Origin of the sequence: Pseudomonas sp. Eqa60 (assembly GCF_018326405.1) — a bacterium.
GTDB lineage: Bacteria > Pseudomonadota > Gammaproteobacteria > Pseudomonadales > Pseudomonadaceae > Aquipseudomonas > Aquipseudomonas protegens.
On the sequence record NZ_AP024342.1, the window covers coordinates 3,767,037 to 3,785,763 of the forward strand.

Genomic DNA, 18,727 nt, shown 5'->3' on the forward strand with positions numbered 1-18,727 from the left:
CTCTTGAGATTACTGAAGGTCCTGTGGACCTCGGCAGCGGCTACGGGTTAAAGCATGCGGTAGAGCAAGCGCTCGATGCGCACGCGGCTGACCCGGCGCAGGAACTTGCCCACGGCCTCGGGGTAGTCCACCAGGCTGTCCAGGTACTGAAAGTGCTCGATACGGCGGGTGTGGCGATAGATCTCGGCCTGTTCGGCGTTGCGCGCCTGCAGCAGCTCGCCCTTGGGGTCGTCCAGCAACAGGGCGTTTTCCAGGTCCAGGCGGAAGGCCCGCGGGTTGAGGTTGTTGCCGGTGAGCAAGGTATAGCGCTCATCGACCCACATGCCCTTGAGGTGGTAGGTGTTGTCACCGTCACGCCACAGGTGCAGGTTCAACTGGCCGTTGTCGATCACTTTCTGATGCCGCTTGGCAAAACGCCGCAGGCTGATTTCATACAGATAAGGCAGCGCGGCGATCACCTTGAACGGCTCGCTGGGCGGGATATAGAAGTCGTTGGCGGTCTTGTCGCCGACGATAATGTCGATCTTCACCCCGCGCTCCAGGGCCCGGTTGATCTCCCGGGTCACCGGCAGCGGCAGGTTGAAATACGGGGTGCAGATGGTCAGCTGGCGCTGGGCGCCGGCAATCAGCTCGCAGATCACCCGGTTCAACGGGTTGCCCTTGCCCACCCCGAGCAACGGGCTGACCGACAGCCCGCTCTTGTCCAGGCCACCGGCAGTGGTGTCGTAGGTGGCGTGCTTGAGGCGGCTGCGCAGATCGCCGATGTCGTTGCGCAGGCTGCGGGTGGTGGGCAGGTTCGGCAGGTCCAGGCGGTGCACTGCCCGCGACTCCACCAGGCCGTGCTGCACCAGGTGGTGCATAGAGTCGGCCAGCGCCTGGTTGTGCAGCAGGTGGTAACGGTCGAAGCGGTACTTGTCGAACTTGTGCAGGTACACGTTGTTCAGGCTGGCGCCGCTGTAGAGCACGCAGTCGTCGATGACGAAACCCTTGAGGTGCAGCACCCCGAACAGCTCGCGGGTCTGAACCGGCACGCCGTAGATCGGCACTTCGCTGGCGTGAGTGCGGGTCATTTGCTGGTACCAGGCCGAGTTGCCCGGCTGCTTGCCGGCACCGATCAGGCCGCGCTGGGCCCGCAGCCAGTCAACCACGACCACCACTTCCAGCTCGGGGCGGGCGGCCTTGGCGGCGTGCAGGGCATCGAGGATTTCCTGGCCGGCTTCATCCTGTTGCAGGTACAGCGCGACGATATAGATGCGCCGGCGTGCCTGGGCAATCTGCTCCAGCAGCGTGCGGCGAAACTGCGCGGCGCCGGTCAGCGTGGTGAAAGCCTCGGCGGCCAGTGGGAAGCTGCGCAGCTTGGGCAGCAGGGAACGTTTGAAAAGCGACGGCATTAGGGCTCGCAGTGGCTCAAATCCAAAGAGCGCAAGAGCTTACACCATGGACCGGCCGGAGTCCCCTGCCTGGCATGTATAACGCCCTCCCTCAGCAAAGCACCCGCCCGCTGTGCGCAGGAGCCGGCTTGCCGGCGAATGGGCCCCCAGCCCTGCGCAAGGCGCAATGAAACCTTCGCTGGCAAGCCAGCTCCTACAAAGGGTAATGGCCAGTTTCGAAGAAAAACAAAAAATATAATTGACCAAGGAGAACGATCGTTCTACTGTTCGCCACATGAACGAAATCATGCACTCTGAAACCCGAGACATCATCCTCGATGTCACCGAGAAACTGATCTACCAGAACGGCATTGCCGCCACCGGCATGGATCTTCTGGTGAAGACCGCCGGCGTCTCGCGCAAGAGCGTCTACCGCTATTTCACCAACAAGGACGAGCTGGTGGTGGCCGCCCTGGAGCGTCGCGATCAGCGCTGGATGCACTGGTTCTGCAGCACGGTGAACCAGGCCGCGACCCCGGCCCTGCGCCTGCTGGCGCTGTTCGACGTGCTCAAGGACTGGTTCGCAACCCCCGGTTTTCGCGGCTGCGCCTTTATCAACACCAGTGGCGAAACCGGCGACCCGCAAGACCCGGTGCGCCAAGTAGCAAAACGGCACAAGCAGAACCTGCTCGACTACGTGACCGAGCTTTGCCAGGAACATGGCGTGCAACATCCTGAGGAACTGGCAGCGCAACTGCTGATCCTGATCGATGGCGCCATTACCGTTGCCCTTGTGATGGGCAATCACAGTGCTGCTGATAATGCGCAATGCATGGCGCGAAAGTTATTGGACCTCTGATTGTTTTAAACAAGAGCAGCCTCTTTGTTTGAACAGCAACTTTCATTGGAGACAGATCATGTCGTCTAACGCTCAAGTGCGCCCGCCCCTTCCGCCTTTCACTCGCGAGTCGGCGATTGAAAAGATCCGCCTGGCCGAAGATGGCTGGAACTCCCGGGACCCGGAGCGGGTATCCCTGGCCTATACCCTGGATACCCAATGGCGCAACCGCGCCGAGTTCGCCCACAACCGCGAAGAGGCCAAGGCGTTCCTGACCCGCAAATGGGCCAAGGAACTGGATTACCGCCTGATCAAGGAACTGTGGGCCTTTACCGACAACCGTATTGCCGTGCGCTACGCCTACGAATGGCACGACGACTCGGGCAACTGGTTCCGTTCCTACGGCAACGAAAACTGGGAGTTTGACGAACAGGGTTTGATGGCCCGGCGCTTTGCCTGCATCAACGACATGCCGATCAAGGCCCAGGAGCGCAAGTTCCACTGGCCCCTGGGCCGCCGGCCCGACGATCACCCGGGCCTGAGCGAACTGGGCCTGTAATCACCACCGCCTCCGCCCTTGTAGGAGCTGGCTTGCCAGCGAAAGCGCCCTCAAGCCCGGCACAAGGCTGCGAGGCCCATTCGCCGGCAAGGGGCGGCTTCAGGCGGCGGCTTCCTGTTGCTTGGACCGCACCCGGGCCTCCAGCTCGCGTACCAGGGGCAGCACGCGCTGGCCGAAATACTCCACCTCTTCCTGGAAATGCAGGAACCCGGCCAGTACCAGGTCCACACCCACCGCCTTCAACTCCACGATGCGCTGGGCAATCTGCTGTGGCGTGCCGATCAGGTTGGTCTTGAACCCGTCGTTGTACTGCACCAGGTCCTCGAAACTCGACTTGGCCCAGTTGCCCTCGCCTTCGGGGGACGCCTTGCCGGCCTGCCGGGCGGCGTCACCGAAGGCATTCACCGCCTCCGGGTCGGCCTGATCGATGATTTGCTGCAACACCGCCCGCGCCTCCTCCTCGGTGTCCCGGGCGATCACGAAGGCGTTCACTCCGATCTTCACCGAGTGCTGGTTGGCCGCGGCCTTGGCGCGGATGTCATCGACCTGGGCCTTGATCCCCTCGACACTGTTGCCGTTGGTGAAGTACCAGTCCGAAACCCGGGCCGCCATGTCCCGGGCAGCCCGCGAGCTGCCGCCCTGGAAGATCTCCGGCTGGCCCAGGGGCTTGGGCTTGAGGCTGTAGTGGTCGAAGCGATAGAAATCGCCCCTGAAGGTGAAGGCATCCTGGCTCCAGACCCCGCGCAGGCAGCGAATGAATTCCTCGGACCGGCGATAGCGCTCGTCGTGCTCCAGCCAATGCTCGCCAATGGCCTGGAACTCACCCTTGAACCAACCGCTGACGATGTTCACCGCAATACGGCCATTGGTCAGTTGGTCGATGGTCGCCAGTTGCTTGGCCGCCAGGGCCGGCTGCCAGGGCCCGGGCAGGATCGCCGCAATCACCTTGAGCTTGTCGGTGGCCGCCAGCAGTGCGTGGCTGAAAGCCACCGACTCGTGCTGGTACTCGGCGCCATAGCCGGCGGTGAAGCGGATCTGGGTCAGGGCGTATTCGAAGCCGGCCTGCTCGGCGATCTGCGCCAGCTTGCGGTTGTAGTCGATGCCCCAATGGGTGCGTTGCTCGATCTTGCTGACCACCAGCCCACCGCTGACGTTGGGCACCCAGTAGGCAAATTTCACGGCTTGCTGACTCATGGTTCGGTCCTCGGGACTTGGGAAAGTACCTCGGAGCAGAGCAGCAAGCGTGCCAGGGCCTGGAAGCACTCGGCGCGTAGGCCGCCAGACGCCGTGTGGAGCCTCAAGCACGCCCTCTCCCGGGCAATGGCTGAGGCTCGCTGCCTGCGGCGGCGCGGGGCCGGCCAACCCTGGAAACGGGCTGTTTTGTTGATGAACTGTTGGCGGAGCAACAGTTGCAGGCGCTCTGCGGGAGCCCTTGCCCCGGCAAACCGGCGTTTGCGGCTTCGGCATGGTGTGTGCAATCGGCCTGGACCCTGCAGCGCTTTTTTCTGCCGAACCCAGGAGCTACACCATGACTGAACACCAGGTAATCAATCCGCTGTCCGTGGGGGTCGACTACGAGACCCTGGCCGCAGGCTTTCGCCCGATCTTCCAGCGCATCGCCAGTGGCGCGGTGGAACGGGAACAGCAACGCAAACTGCCCTACGAGCCCATCCAGTGGCTCAAGGAATCCGGATTCGGCGCGGTACGGGTGCCGCTGGAATATGGCGGTGGCGGCGCTTCCCTGCCCCAGCTGTTCCAGCTGCTGATCGAGCTGGCCGAGGCCGACGCCAACGTGCCCCAGGCCCTGCGCGGGCACTTTGCCTTTGTCGAGGATCGGCTCAATGCCACGCCCGGACCGAGCCGGGACCTGTGGTTCAAGCGCTTTGTCGAAAGCGATATCGTCGGCTGCGCCTGGACCGAAATCGGCGCCGTGGACATCGGCCAGGTCATCACCAAAGTCTCTCCGGATGGCGAAAAATGGCGCCTCAACGGCGAAAAGTTCTACAGCACCGGAAGCATTTTCTCTGACTGGATCGATGTCTATGCCCAGCGCACGGACACCGGCGGCGACGTGATTGCCGCGGTGCGCACCCGCCAGCCGGGCATCGAGCAGAGCGACGATTGGGACGGCTTCGGCCAGCGCACCACCGGCAGCGGCACCTCGCGCTTCCAGGACGCTGAAGTGGACGCCGAGAACATCATCGACTTCGCAACCCGCTTCAAATACCAGACCGCTTTCTACCAGCTGGTGCTGCTGGCGACCCTGGCCGGCATCGGCCGCGCGGCGCTACGTGATGTGGCCCACGAAGTGCGGGTGCGCAAGCGCATCTACAGCCACGGCAACGCGCCCCAGGCCAGCGCCGATGCCCAGGTGCAGCAGGTGGTGGGCGAGATAGCGGCCCTGGTGTATGCCGCCGAAGCCGCCGCCCTGCGTGCTGCAGCCCCTGCGCAACAGGCCTACCTGGCGCGCTTTGCCGGGGATCCGGCCCAGGAGCGCGCGGCCAATGTGGCGGCGGAAATCGAATCGGCCACGGCCCAGGTGGTGGTCACCGAACTGGTCCAGCGCGCCACCAGCGAGCTGTTCAATGCCCTGGGGGCTTCGGACATTCGCCAGGGCAAGGCCCTGGACCGGCACTGGCGCAATGCGCGCACCGTGTCTTCGCACAACCCGGTGATCTACAAGGCGCGGATCGTCGGCGACTGGAAGATCAACGGCAGCGAGCCACCCTTTGTCTGGCAGATTGGCAACGGCCCCCAGCGCTGACCTCAGGCACAGCCCCCCGTAGGAGCTGGCCTGCCAGCGAAGGCGTCATCCAGGCGAACGCTCGGCCCAGCGGCCTCTTCGCCGCCAAGCCGGCTCCTGCAGCGAAATCTCGGCGCACCGCCCCGTAGGAGCTGGCTTGCCAGCGAAGGCGTCATCCAGGCGGGCGCTCGGTTCAGGGAGAGGCATCCGACCAAGGTCGAGGCGGTCGCGCGGCGGGCTGGGTTGCAGGTAATATGGCGGACTTTCGCGCAGCCCCCTTTGCGCTTCTCGCCGAAATAAGCCGACCCCATGCCCTTCGAACTCAGCGTAGACCTGACCACCCTCGCCATTCTCGCCCTCGTGGCCTTCATCGCCGGTTTCATCGACGCCATTGCCGGCGGCGGCGGCCTGCTCACCACCCCGGCCCTGCTCACCGCCGGCCTGCCGCCGCACCTGGTGCTGGGCACCAACAAACTCAGCTCGACCTTCGGCTCGGCCACCGCCAGTTTCACCTTCTATCGGCGCAAGCTGTTCCACCCCAGGCAGTGGACCCACGCCATTGTCGGCACCCTGGTGGGCGCCCTGACCGGGGCCATCGTCGCTCACTACCTGCCGGCGGAATGGCTGAACAAGATGCTGCCGGTGATCGTCTTCGCCTGCGGCCTGTACCTGCTGTTCGGCGGCACGCCCAAGGCGCCACTGGACAGCGACGCACCGATCAAGAAGAAGTGGCAATCGAGCCAGGGCTTTAGCCTGGGCTTCTATGACGGCGTGGCCGGCCCCGGCACCGGGGCGTTCTGGACCGTGAGCAGCCTGCTGCTCTACCCCATCGACCTGGTCAAGGCCAGCGGCGTGGCCCGCAGCATGAACTTCGTCAGCAACATCGCGGCGCTGTCGGTGTTCGTGTTTTCCGGGCAGGTGGACTGGATCATCGGCCTGTGCATGGGCCTATCGGTGATGGTCGGAGCCTTCTTCGGCGCACGCACCGCCATCAGCGGTGGTGCCAAGTTCATTCGCCCGGTGTTCATCACCGTGGTCCTCGGGCTGACCGTGCGCCTAGCCTGGCAGCACTGGTTCAGCGTGGCCTAGGCGGCGCGCCACATAGAGATCGATCAGGTAGCGGGCAATCGAGCGCGAGGCCGGCAACGGCGGTAGCGCATGGACGCTGAACCACTGGGCGTCCTCGATCTCGTCTTCCTGGGGAATGATCTCGCCGCCGGCGTATTCGGCGTGAAAGCCCAGCATCATCGAATGGGGGAACGGCCAGCATTGGCTGCCTACGTACTGGATGTTCCTGACTTCGATGCTCACCTCTTCGCGCACCTCGCGAATCAGGCAGTCCTCCGCCGACTCGCCCGGCTCGGCAAAGCCTGCCAGGGTGCTGTAGACCCCGGTGACGAAGCGCGGCGAACGAGCCAGGAGGATTTCGTCACCGCGGGTGATCAGCACGATCATGCTCGGTGAAATGCGCGGGTAGCTGCGCAGGTCGCAAGGCTGGCAATACATCGCCCGCTCCCCCGGCACCTGGGCCATGGGCTGCCCGCAACTGCCGCAGTACCGGTGCTCCCGGGCCCAGGTGCCGATCTGCGCGGCATAGCCCAGGACCTTGTACAGGGTGTGATCGCCCTCCAGCATGAAGGCCCGCAGGCCTTTCCAGCCGCAGCCCGGCACTTCGGCGCGGGCGCTCAGTTCCAGCAGGTACACCGGCTCGCCATCGAGATGGCCGATGCCGTGTTCCGCCAGCAGCGGCAGGTCCTGGCCCTTGAGCCAGTGCCGGGGGAACAGCGCGCCGTTGTCGTCGTAGAGAAAGCCGTCCGGGCCGCGGGCCACGGCCCAGCCGCCGGGAAGGTCGGTGTCGAGTACTGCGGTGGTCCAGCGTTCAATCATCGTCAATCAATCCAGAAATTCGGGTTTCTGTTTGCTCATATGGGCGGCGATGGCCACGCGCAAGTCGTTGGACTGCAACATGGCAGCGTTCCAGGTGGCGACATATTCCAGGCCGTCATCAATACGGTGGTCACGCATGTAGCTGAGCATTTCCTTGGTGCCGCTGACCGCGATCGGCGACTTGGCGGCGATCTCCCGGGCAATTCCCATGACCCCGTCCAGCAGGCTTGCGGCATCGCTATAGGTCCGGTTGACCAGGCCAATGCTGCGTGCTTCCTCGGCACCGAAGGTGCGCCCAGTGTAGGCCAGCTCGCGCAGGATGCCGTCGCCGATGATACGTGGCAAACGTTGCAGTGTGCCGACATCCGCAGCCATGCCGATATCGATTTCCTTGATCGAGAATTGCGCATCGTCCGCGGCGTAACGCATGTCGCAGGCGCTGATCAGGTCGATGGCGCCCCCCAGGCAATAGCCCTGGATCGCCGCCAGCACCGGCTTGCGGCAGTTGTCCACGGCGTTAAACGAGGCTTGCAGCTGGAAGATCTTGCGCCGCAGCAGGCGCGCGTTGCGGCCCACATCCTTGCCCAGTTCGTTGGCCACCCCGGCCAGCATCATCAGGTCGATGCCCGAAGAAAAATGCTTGCCGGCACCGCTGAGCACCACCACGCGCACTGCGTCGGTGTCGTCGATCCAGCGGAAGATCTCGACGATCTCGCTCCAGAACGCGGCGTTCATGGCGTTGATCTTTTCCGGGCGGTTGATCTGCACATGGGCGATGTTGTCAGCGAGTTCGACGCGAAAGGCTTGGTATTCGGACATGGCAGTGATCCTTTACTGGGCAGAAAATGAGGGCCGAACTATAGCAAGGGCCGGCGGCGGGCCGTAAGGCAGCGCATCGGCCAAAAGCGGGACTGGCCACCGCCCCTGCGGGAGCCGGCTTGCCGGCGAAGAGGCCCCTGAGCCGAGCCCCGTCCGGATAACGCCTTCGCTGGCAAGCCAGCGCCTACATGGGGGCGATGTGGGGGTGATGAGCTCAACCTTGCCTGGTGCAATAGAAAGCGGCGGTCGTGTAAGGCACGGTGACCTGGGCCTTGCCCCGCAGCTGCGGCTCGCTGTCGATCAGGGCGGCGATCTGCCGGTCCACGGCCTCGCGTTCGGCCTGGGGCAAGGCGGCGATGAAGCTGGTGGAGCGCACACGGTTGAAGATCACGTCCTCCGGCGTGCCGCTGTGGCCCTGGGTGAAATGCTGTTCCTGCAGGGGCCCGAAACCCGGGTGGGGAAAGGCCTGGCGCCAGGCACCGGTGTAATAGCGCGGGGTATCGGCCTGCAAGGCATTGACGATGGCGTCCAGGCGCGCCACCCAGGGCACCCGGGCATCCCGCAGGTTCCACACCAGGGCCAGCTTGCCGCCGGGCTTGAGCACGCGATGGATTTCCTCCAGTGCCGCGCGGTGGGCAAACCAGTGAAAGGCCTGGGCACAGACCAGCACATCCACCGAGGCATCCTTGAGCGGCAGCGCCTCGGCGCTGCCCTCCAGTACCTGGGCCTCGGGCTGGGCCGCCGCCAGCCTGGCGCGCATTTGCTCGACCGGCTCCACCGCGATCACCTGGGCCCCCGTGGCCAGCAAGCGGCCGGTGAACTTGCCGGTGCCCGCGCCCAGGTCCACCACCCTGCCCGGCCCGAGGCCCAGCGTCTCCCGCAGCCAGGGCTCAAGGGCTGGCGGATAGTCCGGCCGGCCCCGCACATAGGTATCGGCGGCCTGTTGGTAGCCGTCGGCCGCAGCATGATGAATCGCCTGATCGTTCATGGATGAACCTCCTCATTGCGGGTGAGTACGAACAGGATAAACCGTGCCCGACAACAGACAGCATGAAACTCCTGTCAGTTGCCCCCCCGTTGCAGGAGCAGGCTACAGGAGCTGGCTTGCCAGCGAAGGCGTTATCCGCAGGGGCGCTCGGCTCAGGGGCCTCTTCGCCGCCAAGCCGGCTCCTACGGATTCAGGCCCTGGGCGGGGGCGGCAGGCTCAGGCGAAAACGCGCGCCGCCCAGGGGCGAGGCTTCCACGGTCAGGGTGCCGTCCTGGGCTTCCAGGGCCCGGCGGCTGATCGCCAGGCCCAGGCCGAAGCCGCCGGTGGCGCGGTCGCGGCTGCGGTCCAGGCGGTAGAACGGCTCGAACACCCGCTCGCGCTCGTCGTCGGGAATGCCGATGCCGTCATCGTCGACCCAGATCTCGCAGCCGTCGTCGCTGACCAGCACCCCCACCTGGATGCGTTTCTCGCAATAACGGGTGGCATTGCGCAGCAGGTTCTGCAAGGCCCGGGCGGTCAGCCGCGGGTCCAGGGTGAAACGTTCCAGGGCACCGTGCAGCAGGACGTCGATGACGATATCCGACTCCAGCTCATCGTCGACACTGCCCAGGATGCTGTCGATGAACTCGTCCAGGGACACCTCGATCTGCTCCGGCAGGCACGCCGGGTTCTGCAGGCGGCTGTAGGACAGCAGCTCCAGTACCAGTTCATCCAGTTCGCGAATGTGCGCCACCAGCCCTTGCAGGCGCTCGCGGCTGGCCGCCGGCAAATCGTCGGAGAGCGCCAGGGCCAGGCCGAAATCCAGCCGGGTCAGGGGCGTGCGCAGTTCGTGGGACACCGCGTTGAGCAGGTCACGCTGCTGGTTCAGGAGTTTTTCGATATCCCCGGCCATGGTGTCGAAGACATTGGCCAGGCTGCCGATGTTGGAACTGGCGGGCAGCTGGGTGCGCTCGCCCAGATGGCCCTTGCCGAAGCGTTCGGCGGTGCGCTTGAGGCGCTCCAGGTCACGCCAGTGCGGGCGCACCCAGAGCAGCAGGCAGGCCAGCAGCACGGCGACGATCAGGACATTGATGCTCCAGTACAGCAGGTTGACGTCCAGCGGGTCCGGCGGCACCACCAGCTTCACCGCCAGTTGTTCATCCAGCGGCGACACCGCCAGGGTGCGCCAGCCCCAATCGCCCAGGCGCACCACTTTCTCGCCGCGTTGCAGGCGCTCGCGCTCGTAATCGCTGAAATCCGGGTCGTCGATGCGCACCAGGGCCACCTGCAGCGGGTGGAACTCCTCGTCCATCTCCTTGACCAGGGTCGGCCACTGCTGCGCCGGCAAGGCGCGGAACTGCTTGACGATCAGGCTCTGCAGGCCCCGGGACTGGTCCAGGTTGTAGTCCAGGAAACGCTCGTGGAAAACCTTGATCACCAGGTCCGGGATCAGGTAGATCGCGGCGCTGAAGGCAATGATGGTGATCAGGTACAGACGGACCAGGATGCGCAGCATGGAATCAGCATTCCCACTCGGAACGGCTGAACAGGTAACCCTTGCCCCACACGGTCTTGATCTTGCGCGCCTCGCCGGCGTGATCGTCGAACTTGCGCCGCAGCTTGGAGATCGCCACGTCCACCGAACGATCGGTGCCGTTGAACTCGATGCCCCGCAGGCGCTGCAGGATCTGGTCGCGGCTCAGCACTTCACCGGCATGCCGGGCCAGCACCACCAGCAGGTTGTACTCGCCGCTGGACAGCTCCACCAACTGCTCGCGCCAGGTCACGGTGCGCTCCGACAGGTCGATGCACAGGTTGCCCATGAGGATCTGGTCGCTGGCGCTCTGCGGCTCGCTGAGGCTGCTACGGCGCAACAGGGTACGGACCCGGGCCAGTAGCACTCGCGGTTCGCAAGGTTTTGTCACATAGTCGTCGGCGCCCATTTCCAGACCCAGCACCTGATCATGGCTATCATCCCGCGCGGTCAGCATCAGGATCGGCAGGGTCGCCGAGTCGGCGCGCAACAGGCGGCAGACTTGCAGGCCATCCAGGCCCGGCAGCATCAGGTCGAGGATCACCAGGTCCGGCGGGCTGGCCTTGGCCCGCTCCCGCACCTGGTCACCACGGCTGATCACGCTGACCTGATAGCCATTGCGTTCCAGGTAGCTGGCGATCAGTTCGGACAGCGCGGTGTCGTCTTCGACAAGAAGAATATTGGGCATGGAGAGCGATCTTTATTGAAGAAATACAGAATACCGGCGTTCTTTATAAGGCACCGGGCAAAACCAGCAAGGCGCCAAGGATATACAACCCTGGCCGCACCGGTGCGCAGGCTTCACACTTTTTCACACAGCACCTACACAGCTTCACAGCGGGCCTTGACCCATGCCCTTAGCATGCCGAGGTCATTATTGGGGTATCAGCATGTCGAATAAACTCTTTGCGCCATTCTGCCTGGTCGTTCTGGCAGCGGCGCTGAGCGCGTGTGGCAAGACCGAAGGCGAGCAGACGCCGCCACCGGCCAAGGTACGGATCGAAACCGTACAGAGCCAGGCCCTGTCCATCACCAGCGAACTGAGCGGGCGCATCGCCGCGCCACGGATCGCCGAAGTCCGCGCCCGGGTAGCCGGGGTGGTGCTGCAACGGACCTTCCGCGAAGGCTCCGACGTCAAGCAGGGCGAGGTCTTGTTCCGCATCGACCCGGCCCCGTTCAAGGCTGACCTGGACAGCGCCCAGGCCAGCCTGCGCAAGGCCGAGGCCACCGCCTTCCAGGCGCAGTTGCAGGAGCAGCGCTATTCCAAGCTGGTCGCCGACCAGGCCATCAGCGGCCAGGAATACGACAATGCCCGGGCTGCGGCACGCCAGGCCAGCGCCGACGTCGCCGCCAACCAGGCCGCGGTGCAGCGGGCCAAGCTCAACCTCGGCTATGCCACCGTCACCGCGCCGATTTCCGGCCGGGTCGGCCGCGCCCTGGTCACCGAAGGCGCCCTGGTGGGCCAGAACGAGACCACGCCGCTGGCGCTGATCCAGCAACTGGACCCGATCCACGCCGACCTGACCCAGTCCACCCGTGAACTCAACGACCTGCGCCGGGCCTTCCGCGCCGGCCAGTTGCAGCAGGTGGGCAAGGACCAGGCCAAGGCGACCCTGATCCAGGACGACGGCAGCCTCTACCCGCTGCCGGGCAAGCTGTTGTTCGCCGATATCAGCGTTGACCCGAGTACCGGGCAGATCATCCTGCGCAGCGAGTTCCCCAACCCGGACCTCGACCTGCTGCCCGGCAGTTTCGTGCGCGTGCGCCTGGAACAGGCGGTCAACCAGCAAGGCATCAGCGTGCCGCAGCGGGCCATCCAGCGCGACAGCGCCGGCATCGCCCAGGTGCTGCTGGTGGATGCGCAAAACAACGTGGTGCAGCACCCGGTGCAACTGGGTGGAGTGCAGAACGATCGCTGGATCGTCACCGAGGGCCTCAAGCCCGGTGACCGGGTGATTGTCGAAGGCCTGCAACACGCCCGCCCCGGCGAGCCGGTGGAAATCGACGCCAGCCCCCTTGCGCACGTCCAGAACCCTGGCCAGTAGGTAGTACACATGCCGCAATTCTTTATTGACCGCCCGGTATTCGCCTGGGTGGTCGCCTTCTTCATCCTGTTGGCCGGCGCCCTGGCGATCCCCCAACTGCCGGTGGCGCAATACCCCACCGTGGCCCCGCCACAGATCGAGATCTACGCCGCCTACCCGGGCGCCTCGGCGCAGACCCTGGACGAATCGGTGGTCAGCCTGATCGAGCAGGAGCTCAACGGTGCCGACCACCTGCTGTACTTCTCGTCCCAGAGCAGCCTCGGCAGCGCCACCATCACCGCCACCTTCCAGCCGGGTACCAACCCGGAACTGGCCCAGGTGGACGTGCAGAACCGTCTCAAGGCGGTGGAGCCGCGCCTGCCCCAGGCGGTGACCCAGCAGGGCCTGCAGGTAGAGAAAGTCTCCGCCGGCTTCCTCTTGCTGATCACCCTGACCTCCAGTGACGGCCGCCTGAACGATGTCGCCCTCAGCGACTACCTGGCGCGCAACGTGATGAACGAGATCCGCCGCCTCGATGGCGTCGGCAAGGCCCAGTTGTACGGTGCCGAGCGGGCCATGCGGATCTGGCTCGACCCGCAGAAACTGATCGGTTTCAACCTGACCCCGGCCGACGTCAACGCCGCGGTGGCGGCGCAGAACGCCCAGGTTCCGGCCGGCAGCATCGGCGACCTGCCCAACCCCGCCAGCCAGGAAATCACTGCGACCATCCTGGTCAAGGGCCAGCTTTCCAGCCCTGAAGAGTTTGCCGATATCGTCCTGCGGGCCAACCCCGACGGCTCCACGGTACGCATCGGCGATGTGGCCCGGGTGGAAGTCGGCAGCCAGGAATACCAGTACGGCACCCGCCTGAACGGCAAGCCGTCCACCGCGGTGGGCGTGCAATTGTCCCCCGGGGCCAACGCGTTGAATACCGCGACCCTGATCCGCGCCAAGATGGACGAGCTGTCGCGCTATTTCCCGGCCGGCGTGGAATACAAGATCCCCTACGACACCTCGCCCTTCGTCAAGGTCTCGATCACCAAGGTGCTCTACACCCTGGCCGAAGCCATGGTGCTGGTGTTCCTGGTGATGTTCCTGTTCCTGCAGAACATCCGCTACACCCTGATCCCCACCCTGGTGGTGCCCGTGGCCCTGATGGGCACCTTCGCCACCATGCTGGCCCTGGGGTTCTCGATCAACGTGCTGACCATGTTCGGCATGGTGCTGGCCATCGGCATCCTGGTGGACGATGCCATCGTGGTGGTGGAGAACGTCGAGCGGATCATGGCCACCGAAGGCCTGTCGCCCAAGGAAGCCACGCGCAAGGCGATGCAGCAGATCACCGGGGCCATCATCGGCATCACCCTGGTGCTGGTGGCGGTGTTCATCCCCATGGCCTTCATGCCCGGCTCGGTGGGGGTGATCTACCAGCAGTTCTCGCTGTCCATGGCCACCTCGATCCTGTTCTCGGCGTTCCTCGCCCTGACCCTGACCCCGGCCCTGTGCGCCACCCTGCTCAAGCCCATTGCGGCGGGCGAACACCATGAACGCACGGGGTTCTTCGGCTGGTTCAACCGGCGCTTCGAACGCCTGAGCGACAGCTATCAGGGCGGCGTGACCTATGCCCTCAAGCGTACCGGCCGCTACCTGCTGATCTACCTGGCGCTGCTGGCGATCATGGCGCTGCTGTTCAGCCGCCTGCCCTCCTCCTTCCTGCCAGTGGAGGACCAGGGCTACACCATCACCGACATCCAGCTGCCACCTGGTGCCAGCCAGAACCGCACGATCAAGGTGGTGGAGCAGATCGAAGCGCACAACGCCAGCGAACCGGGAGTCGGCGACAGCACCATCATTCTCGGCTTCAGCTTCTCGGGTAACGGGCAGAACGCCGCGCTGGCCTTCACCACGCTCAAGGACTGGTCGCAACGGGGCAGCGAGGATTCGGCGATGTCCATCGCCGACCGCGCCAACGCCGCCCTCGGCGCGATCAAGGATGCCGTGGTGTACGCCGTGCTGCCGCCGCCGATCGATGGCCTGGGCACCTCCAGCGGCTTTGAGTTCCGCCTGCAGGACCGTGGCGGCGTCGGCCACGCGGCCCTGATGCAGGCCCGGGACGAGCTGCTCAAGGCCACGGAAAAGAGCCCGATCCTGGCCAACGTCCGGGAAAGTGCCCTGGCCGAAGCGCCGCAGGTGCAACTGGAGGTCGACCGCAAGCAGGCCAACGCCCTGGGCGTGTCCTTTGCCGATATCGGCAGCCTGCTGTCCACCGCCCTGGGGTCGTCCTACGTCAACGACTTCCCCAACCAGGGGCGGATGCAGCGGGTGGTGATCCAGGCCGAAGGCGACCAGCGCAGCCAGGTCGAAGACTTGCTGCGCCTGAACGTGCGCAACAGCGCCGGCAAGATGGTGCCGCTGTCGGCCTTCGTCCGCGCCAGCTGGAGCCTGGGCCCGGCTCAACTGACCCGCTACAACGGCTACCCGGCCATTGCCGTCTCCGGCGAGCCGGCCCCTGGCCACAGTACCGGTGAAGCCATGCAGGAAATCGAACGGCTGGTGGCGCAGTTGCCCACCGGGCTGGGCCTGGAATGGACCGGCCTGTCACTCCAGGAACGGCTGTCCGGCAGCCAGGCGCCGATGCTGCTGGGCCTGTCGCTGCTGATCGTGTTCCTGTGCCTGGCGGCGCTCTACGAGAGCTGGTCGATTCCCACCTCGGTGCTGCTGGTGGTGCCCCTGGGGGTACTGGGCGCAGTGCTGGCGGTGAGCCTGCGCGGCATGCCCAACGACGTGTTCTTCAAGGTCGGCCTGATCACCATCATCGGCCTGTCGGCGAAGAACGCGATCCTGATCATCGAGTTCGCCAAGAGCCTGTACGACGAAGGCCATGATCTGATCGATGCCACGGTGCAGGCTGCACGCCTGCGCCTGCGCCCCATCGTCATGACCTCGCTGGCGTTCATCCTCGGCGTGGTGCCCCTGGCCATCGCCACCGGCGCCAGCTCCGCCAGCCAGCAGGCGATCGGTACCGGGGTGATCGGCGGCATGATCACCGCAACCCTGGCAGTGATCTTCGTGCCGGTGTTCTTCGTGGTGGTGATGAAACTGGTGAAACGCGGTTCGTCCAAGGACTGACATCGCTGCATGGGGTCCCGGTTCCGGGGCCCCTTCTTCTCTTGCCCCCCTCTTCTCGTCTCAGGCCGCCATGGCCGGGCATACCCGTGCCTGTGGGCAATCCAGGGCGAAAGGCCCGGGAAAGGCCGCAGCGGATTTGCCCGGTGGATTGCCCGCCAGCAGCGCCGGAGCCTTGGCCGCCTGGCTGTGATGGGCGATCTGGTGATTGCATTCGATGGCCCGCGCCAATGCTCCGGCCGAGCCCTGGCCCAGCCCCAGCAGGCTGGTGCCATTGGTGAAGAACGCGAGGAAGGCGGTGATCATCAGACGGCGCCCTTTCATGGCCGTCTCCCCGCTTCGGCATGAAGTACCGGGCCCTGGCCGCTTGCCGCGCCGGAATCAATCAACGCAGCGCTCGGCAGGCCCGCAGCCAGGCTGGCCCAGAGCATCAGAAGCAGATAAAGCCCCAGCGCCAGGTAGGCGCCGTACTTGGCGGAACTGAGGATCGAACGGGCCATGGTGATCTCCTGAGGCGTTTTCGTGCCCAGAGGATCTATCAATCAAACGCCAGTAAAAAGACGTTTATATCCATAGCCATCATCAATTTTCTTGATGCTTTAAACTCGCGTCTCAGTCCTGCAACAGGCTGGTCAGACGCTCGCGGGAAGTCTCCGGCTCGCCTTCGACAGGCTGGGCAGAGGACAGGATGGGGGTGGAGTAGAGCAACAGCAGAACCACGGTCAGACGCATCACCATGCTATCGATCCTTGCTCGGGAAAGAGTCAATAATTCAGCGTCAAATTTAAACACATGGCTATATGACACTACCAAGCAAAATTCGCCTGGCGGGAAGAATAAGTCGCAAACAGGTGATGCAGGAGCGACATCACTGCTTCAGTGACTTCGCTCCTGCATACCTTGGGTTTGCTGCTTGCGGGGTGATCCGGAGCGCTCATTGCTGGGCTTTGTGATCCAGGGCGGCGTAGAAGTTGGCGCTTTGTTGCAGGTACTTCTGGGTGTAGGTGTTGGTGCTGGATTTCTTCTGGCTGATTTCCACGCTGGCGCTGGCAGGCAGTGCCACGGTGGCGGAAATGGCGGAGGCTGCGATCACGGAGAAGAGATTGAAGTTCATCGGTATAACCCTCGTATTCAGTTGGCTTGCTTGCCCGTGTGGGCCGTGAAGCAAACTTACTCCCGAGGGTTGGCGGGAAAAAATTCTTTGCGGCAGTAGCCATTATCAGCGTCGTTAATAGAAGGAGTCAGGCCCCGGATGCCGGGGCCTGCGGTCTATTGACGCACCAGGAATTTGATATCGCTGGGGGAATCGAACGGCAGTTTCTGCACGGTCTTGCCCAGGAAACCGGTCTTGGCGTCGCGCTCGATCACCACGATCTCGTTGCTTTTCTGGTTGCCGATCAGCACATAGCGGTTGCTCGGGTCGAGGCTGAACTCCCGTGGGTGATCGCCTTCCACCGAACGCCGCTGGATTTCCTTGAGCTGGCCATTGGCCGGGTCGATGGCAAACACCAGCAACTGGTTGGCGGTGCCCCGGTTGCTGACATACAGGTACTGGCCGTCCTTGGAAGCATGCAAGGCCGCGGCGGCCTTTTTCTCCTTGGAGCCGTTGGCCGCCAGGTCGAGCATCTGACGCTGAGTCAGCTTGCCGTCCTGGTAGTCGAACACCGCCAGTTGAGCGCTCATTTCCATGGTCAGGTAGGCATGCTTGCCATCGGCGCTGAACAGCAGGTGCCGCGGGCCGCTGCCCGGCGGCAGCTGGACGAAGGCCGGGTCGGCCGGGCTCAGCGGGTGTTCCGCATTGGCCTTGGGGTCATAGCGATAGACGAAGATCTTGTCCGCACCCAGGTCGTTGGCGAACAGGAACTTGCCGTCCGGGGACGGCACCGACGAATGCACGTGGGCCGATTGCTGGCGCTCGGGGTCGACCCGGCTGGCCGGATGACTGGTGAGCTGCACCACCGGCGACAGATGACCGTCATCGCTGACCGGCACCACCGCCAGGCTGCCGCCCGGATCCACATCCACCGAATAGTTGCTGACGAACAGGTAGTTGCCGTCGGCACTCAGGCTGGAATGGGTGGGCTCGTTACCCTGGCTCTGCACCTGGTTGATCAGGCTCAGTTGATGGGTTTTCGGCGCCAGGCTGTAGCTGCTGACACGACCGATGGGGTCGGCCTGCCCCGGGCTGTTCTCATTCACCGCGAAGACGAACTTGAGGTCCTTGGACAAGGTCAGCCAGGACGGGTTGGAGCTCTTCACCACCTGCAGCGGCTTGGGGTCGATCTGCCCGGTGCGCTCATTGAATTGCAGGCGGTACAGACCCTGGCTCTGGCCCTGGGTATAGGACCCCACCAGCAGCTCATGGGTTTCGGTGGCCGGCGCGGCCTGGACCGCCATGGCACCGACACTGCCGGCCATCAGCAGGGGCCAGAAATTACGCATCTTCATGTTCACCTTCCTCTTCGTCGCGGGCACTGAACGCGCTCATGCACACCAGGCGGTGCTCACCGGAGTCGCCTGCCAGGGTCCAGCTCTGCAAGTCCTGGTCGAAGGTCGCGGCCTGGACCTGGGCCAGGGTAAAGCTCCAGCGCTTGGCCGCGCGGCCGTCCATGCACTCGATCAGCAGGCGCTGCTCGTCGAGGGTGAAATCGAAAGCGTGCAGGCCGTCGATTTCCAGCATGTCGCAGGCTTCAAGGGCGCAGAGCAAGGTGTCGGTAGCAGCGGTCATAGCGATCAATCATCAGATGGAAAGGCGCAATGATAGCTGATTGGCGCTGCCGGGTTGGGCCAGCATTGCGCCGCGCAAGCGACTGCCCCGGATACACCCTCCGACAGGCACTGCCGGGGCCGCCCGGTTCTT

The 18,727-nt window shown here is 64.5% G+C and carries 19 protein-coding genes; 6 read left to right on the plus strand and 13 right to left on the minus strand.

Annotated features, from left to right (window positions below; genetic code table 11):
• Positions 1-47 precede the first annotated feature (47 nt).
• A complete protein-coding gene (gene pssA / locus KI242_RS17050) occupies positions 48-1,391 on the minus strand; it encodes a CDP-diacylglycerol--serine O-phosphatidyltransferase (RefSeq protein WP_015635793.1) in 1,344 nt (447 codons plus the stop codon).
• Positions 1,392-1,665: 274 nt separating this feature from the next.
• On the opposite strand from pssA, the gene KI242_RS17055 reads away from it, so the two are divergent.
• On the plus strand, positions 1,666-2,229 hold the full coding sequence (locus tag KI242_RS17055; RefSeq protein WP_015635794.1) for a TetR/AcrR family transcriptional regulator: 564 nt from the start codon (positions 1,666-1,668) through the stop codon (positions 2,227-2,229).
• A 58-nt stretch (positions 2,230-2,287) separates the two neighbouring features.
• Positions 2,288-2,767 carry a nuclear transport factor 2 family protein gene (locus KI242_RS17060; RefSeq protein WP_011061545.1) on the plus strand — a complete coding sequence of 160 codons (480 nt, stop codon included), beginning with the start codon at positions 2,288-2,290 and terminating at the stop codon, positions 2,765-2,767.
• Positions 2,768-2,866: 99 nt separating this feature from the next.
• On the opposite strand, the gene sfnG is transcribed toward KI242_RS17060, so the two are convergent.
• A complete protein-coding gene (gene sfnG, locus KI242_RS17065; RefSeq protein ID WP_065364166.1) occupies positions 2,867-3,961 on the minus strand; it encodes a dimethylsulfone monooxygenase SfnG in 1,095 nt (364 codons plus the stop codon).
• 334 nt (positions 3,962-4,295) lie between these two features.
• On the opposite strand from sfnG, the gene KI242_RS17070 reads away from it, so the two are divergent.
• A complete protein-coding gene (locus KI242_RS17070; protein WP_212805375.1) occupies positions 4,296-5,531 on the plus strand; it encodes an acyl-CoA dehydrogenase family protein in 1,236 nt (411 codons plus the stop codon).
• A 288-nt stretch (positions 5,532-5,819) separates the two neighbouring features.
• Positions 5,820-6,599, plus strand: a complete 780-nt coding sequence (locus KI242_RS17075) for a TSUP family transporter (protein WP_011061548.1) — start codon at positions 5,820-5,822, stop codon at positions 6,597-6,599.
• Here KI242_RS17075 and nudC read toward each other — a convergent pair.
• From nudC to KI242_RS17100, 5 genes are all read right to left on the minus strand, one after another.
• On the minus strand, positions 6,567-7,397 hold the full coding sequence (gene nudC, locus KI242_RS17080; RefSeq protein ID WP_015635796.1) for an NAD(+) diphosphatase: 831 nt from the start codon (positions 7,395-7,397) through the stop codon (positions 6,567-6,569). The two genes, KI242_RS17075 and nudC, sit on opposite strands and share 33 nt — an antisense overlap.
• 6 nt (positions 7,398-7,403) lie before the next feature.
• On the minus strand, positions 7,404-8,216 hold the full coding sequence (locus KI242_RS17085; protein WP_015635797.1) for a crotonase/enoyl-CoA hydratase family protein: 813 nt from the start codon (positions 8,214-8,216) through the stop codon (positions 7,404-7,406).
• 214 nt (positions 8,217-8,430) lie between these two features.
• On the minus strand, positions 8,431-9,204 hold the full coding sequence (locus KI242_RS17090) for a class I SAM-dependent methyltransferase (RefSeq protein WP_212805376.1): 774 nt from the start codon (positions 9,202-9,204) through the stop codon (positions 8,431-8,433).
• A gap of 190 nt (positions 9,205-9,394) precedes the next feature.
• On the minus strand, positions 9,395-10,699 hold the full coding sequence (locus KI242_RS17095; protein WP_011061551.1) for an ATP-binding protein: 1,305 nt from the start codon (positions 10,697-10,699) through the stop codon (positions 9,395-9,397).
• 4 nt (positions 10,700-10,703) lie between these two features.
• Positions 10,704-11,405 carry a response regulator transcription factor gene (locus KI242_RS17100; protein ID WP_011061552.1) on the minus strand — a complete coding sequence of 234 codons (702 nt, stop codon included), beginning with the start codon at positions 11,403-11,405 and terminating at the stop codon, positions 10,704-10,706.
• Positions 11,406-11,607: 202 nt separating this feature from the next.
• On the opposite strand from KI242_RS17100, the gene KI242_RS17105 reads away from it, so the two are divergent.
• Both KI242_RS17105 and KI242_RS17110 read left to right on the plus strand, forming a co-directional pair.
• Positions 11,608-12,762: an efflux RND transporter periplasmic adaptor subunit gene (locus tag KI242_RS17105; RefSeq protein ID WP_011061553.1), complete on the plus strand. Its 1,155-nt coding sequence runs from the start codon at positions 11,608-11,610 to the stop codon at positions 12,760-12,762.
• A 9-nt stretch (positions 12,763-12,771) separates the two neighbouring features.
• The gene (locus tag KI242_RS17110; RefSeq protein WP_019095826.1) at positions 12,772-15,870 is read left to right on the plus strand and encodes an efflux RND transporter permease subunit; all 3,099 of its coding nucleotides are present in this window, start codon (positions 12,772-12,774) and stop codon (positions 15,868-15,870) included.
• A gap of 60 nt (positions 15,871-15,930) precedes the next feature.
• Here the strand turns inward: KI242_RS17110 and KI242_RS17115 are convergent, their stop codons facing one another.
• The 6 genes from KI242_RS17115 to KI242_RS17135 all read right to left on the minus strand — a co-directional run bounded on the left by KI242_RS17115 (position 15,931) and on the right by KI242_RS17135 (position 18,595).
• Positions 15,931-16,191 carry a hypothetical protein gene (locus tag KI242_RS17115; protein WP_041118453.1) on the minus strand — a complete coding sequence of 87 codons (261 nt, stop codon included), beginning with the start codon at positions 16,189-16,191 and terminating at the stop codon, positions 15,931-15,933.
• A complete protein-coding gene (locus KI242_RS17120) occupies positions 16,188-16,367 on the minus strand; it encodes a hypothetical protein (protein WP_015635801.1) in 180 nt (59 codons plus the stop codon). The genes KI242_RS17115 and KI242_RS17120 overlap by 4 nt, the downstream gene beginning before the upstream one ends.
• Positions 16,368-16,479: 112 nt before the next feature.
• A complete protein-coding gene (locus KI242_RS31995; protein WP_015635802.1) occupies positions 16,480-16,605 on the minus strand; it encodes a hypothetical protein in 126 nt (41 codons plus the stop codon).
• Between the two features lie 196 nt (positions 16,606-16,801).
• Positions 16,802-16,981 (minus strand): hypothetical protein, encoded by a 180-nt coding sequence (locus tag KI242_RS17125; protein WP_015635803.1) that lies wholly within the window; start codon positions 16,979-16,981, stop codon positions 16,802-16,804.
• 155 nt (positions 16,982-17,136) lie between these two features.
• Complete coding sequence (locus tag KI242_RS17130) at positions 17,137-18,315, minus strand: lactonase family protein (protein WP_019094608.1); 1,179 nt, start codon at positions 18,313-18,315, stop codon at positions 17,137-17,139.
• Complete coding sequence (locus KI242_RS17135) at positions 18,302-18,595, minus strand: DUF5629 family protein (protein ID WP_015635805.1); 294 nt, start codon at positions 18,593-18,595, stop codon at positions 18,302-18,304. Before KI242_RS17135 ends, KI242_RS17130 begins: the two co-directional genes overlap by 14 nt.
• Positions 18,596-18,727 lie beyond the last annotated feature (132 nt).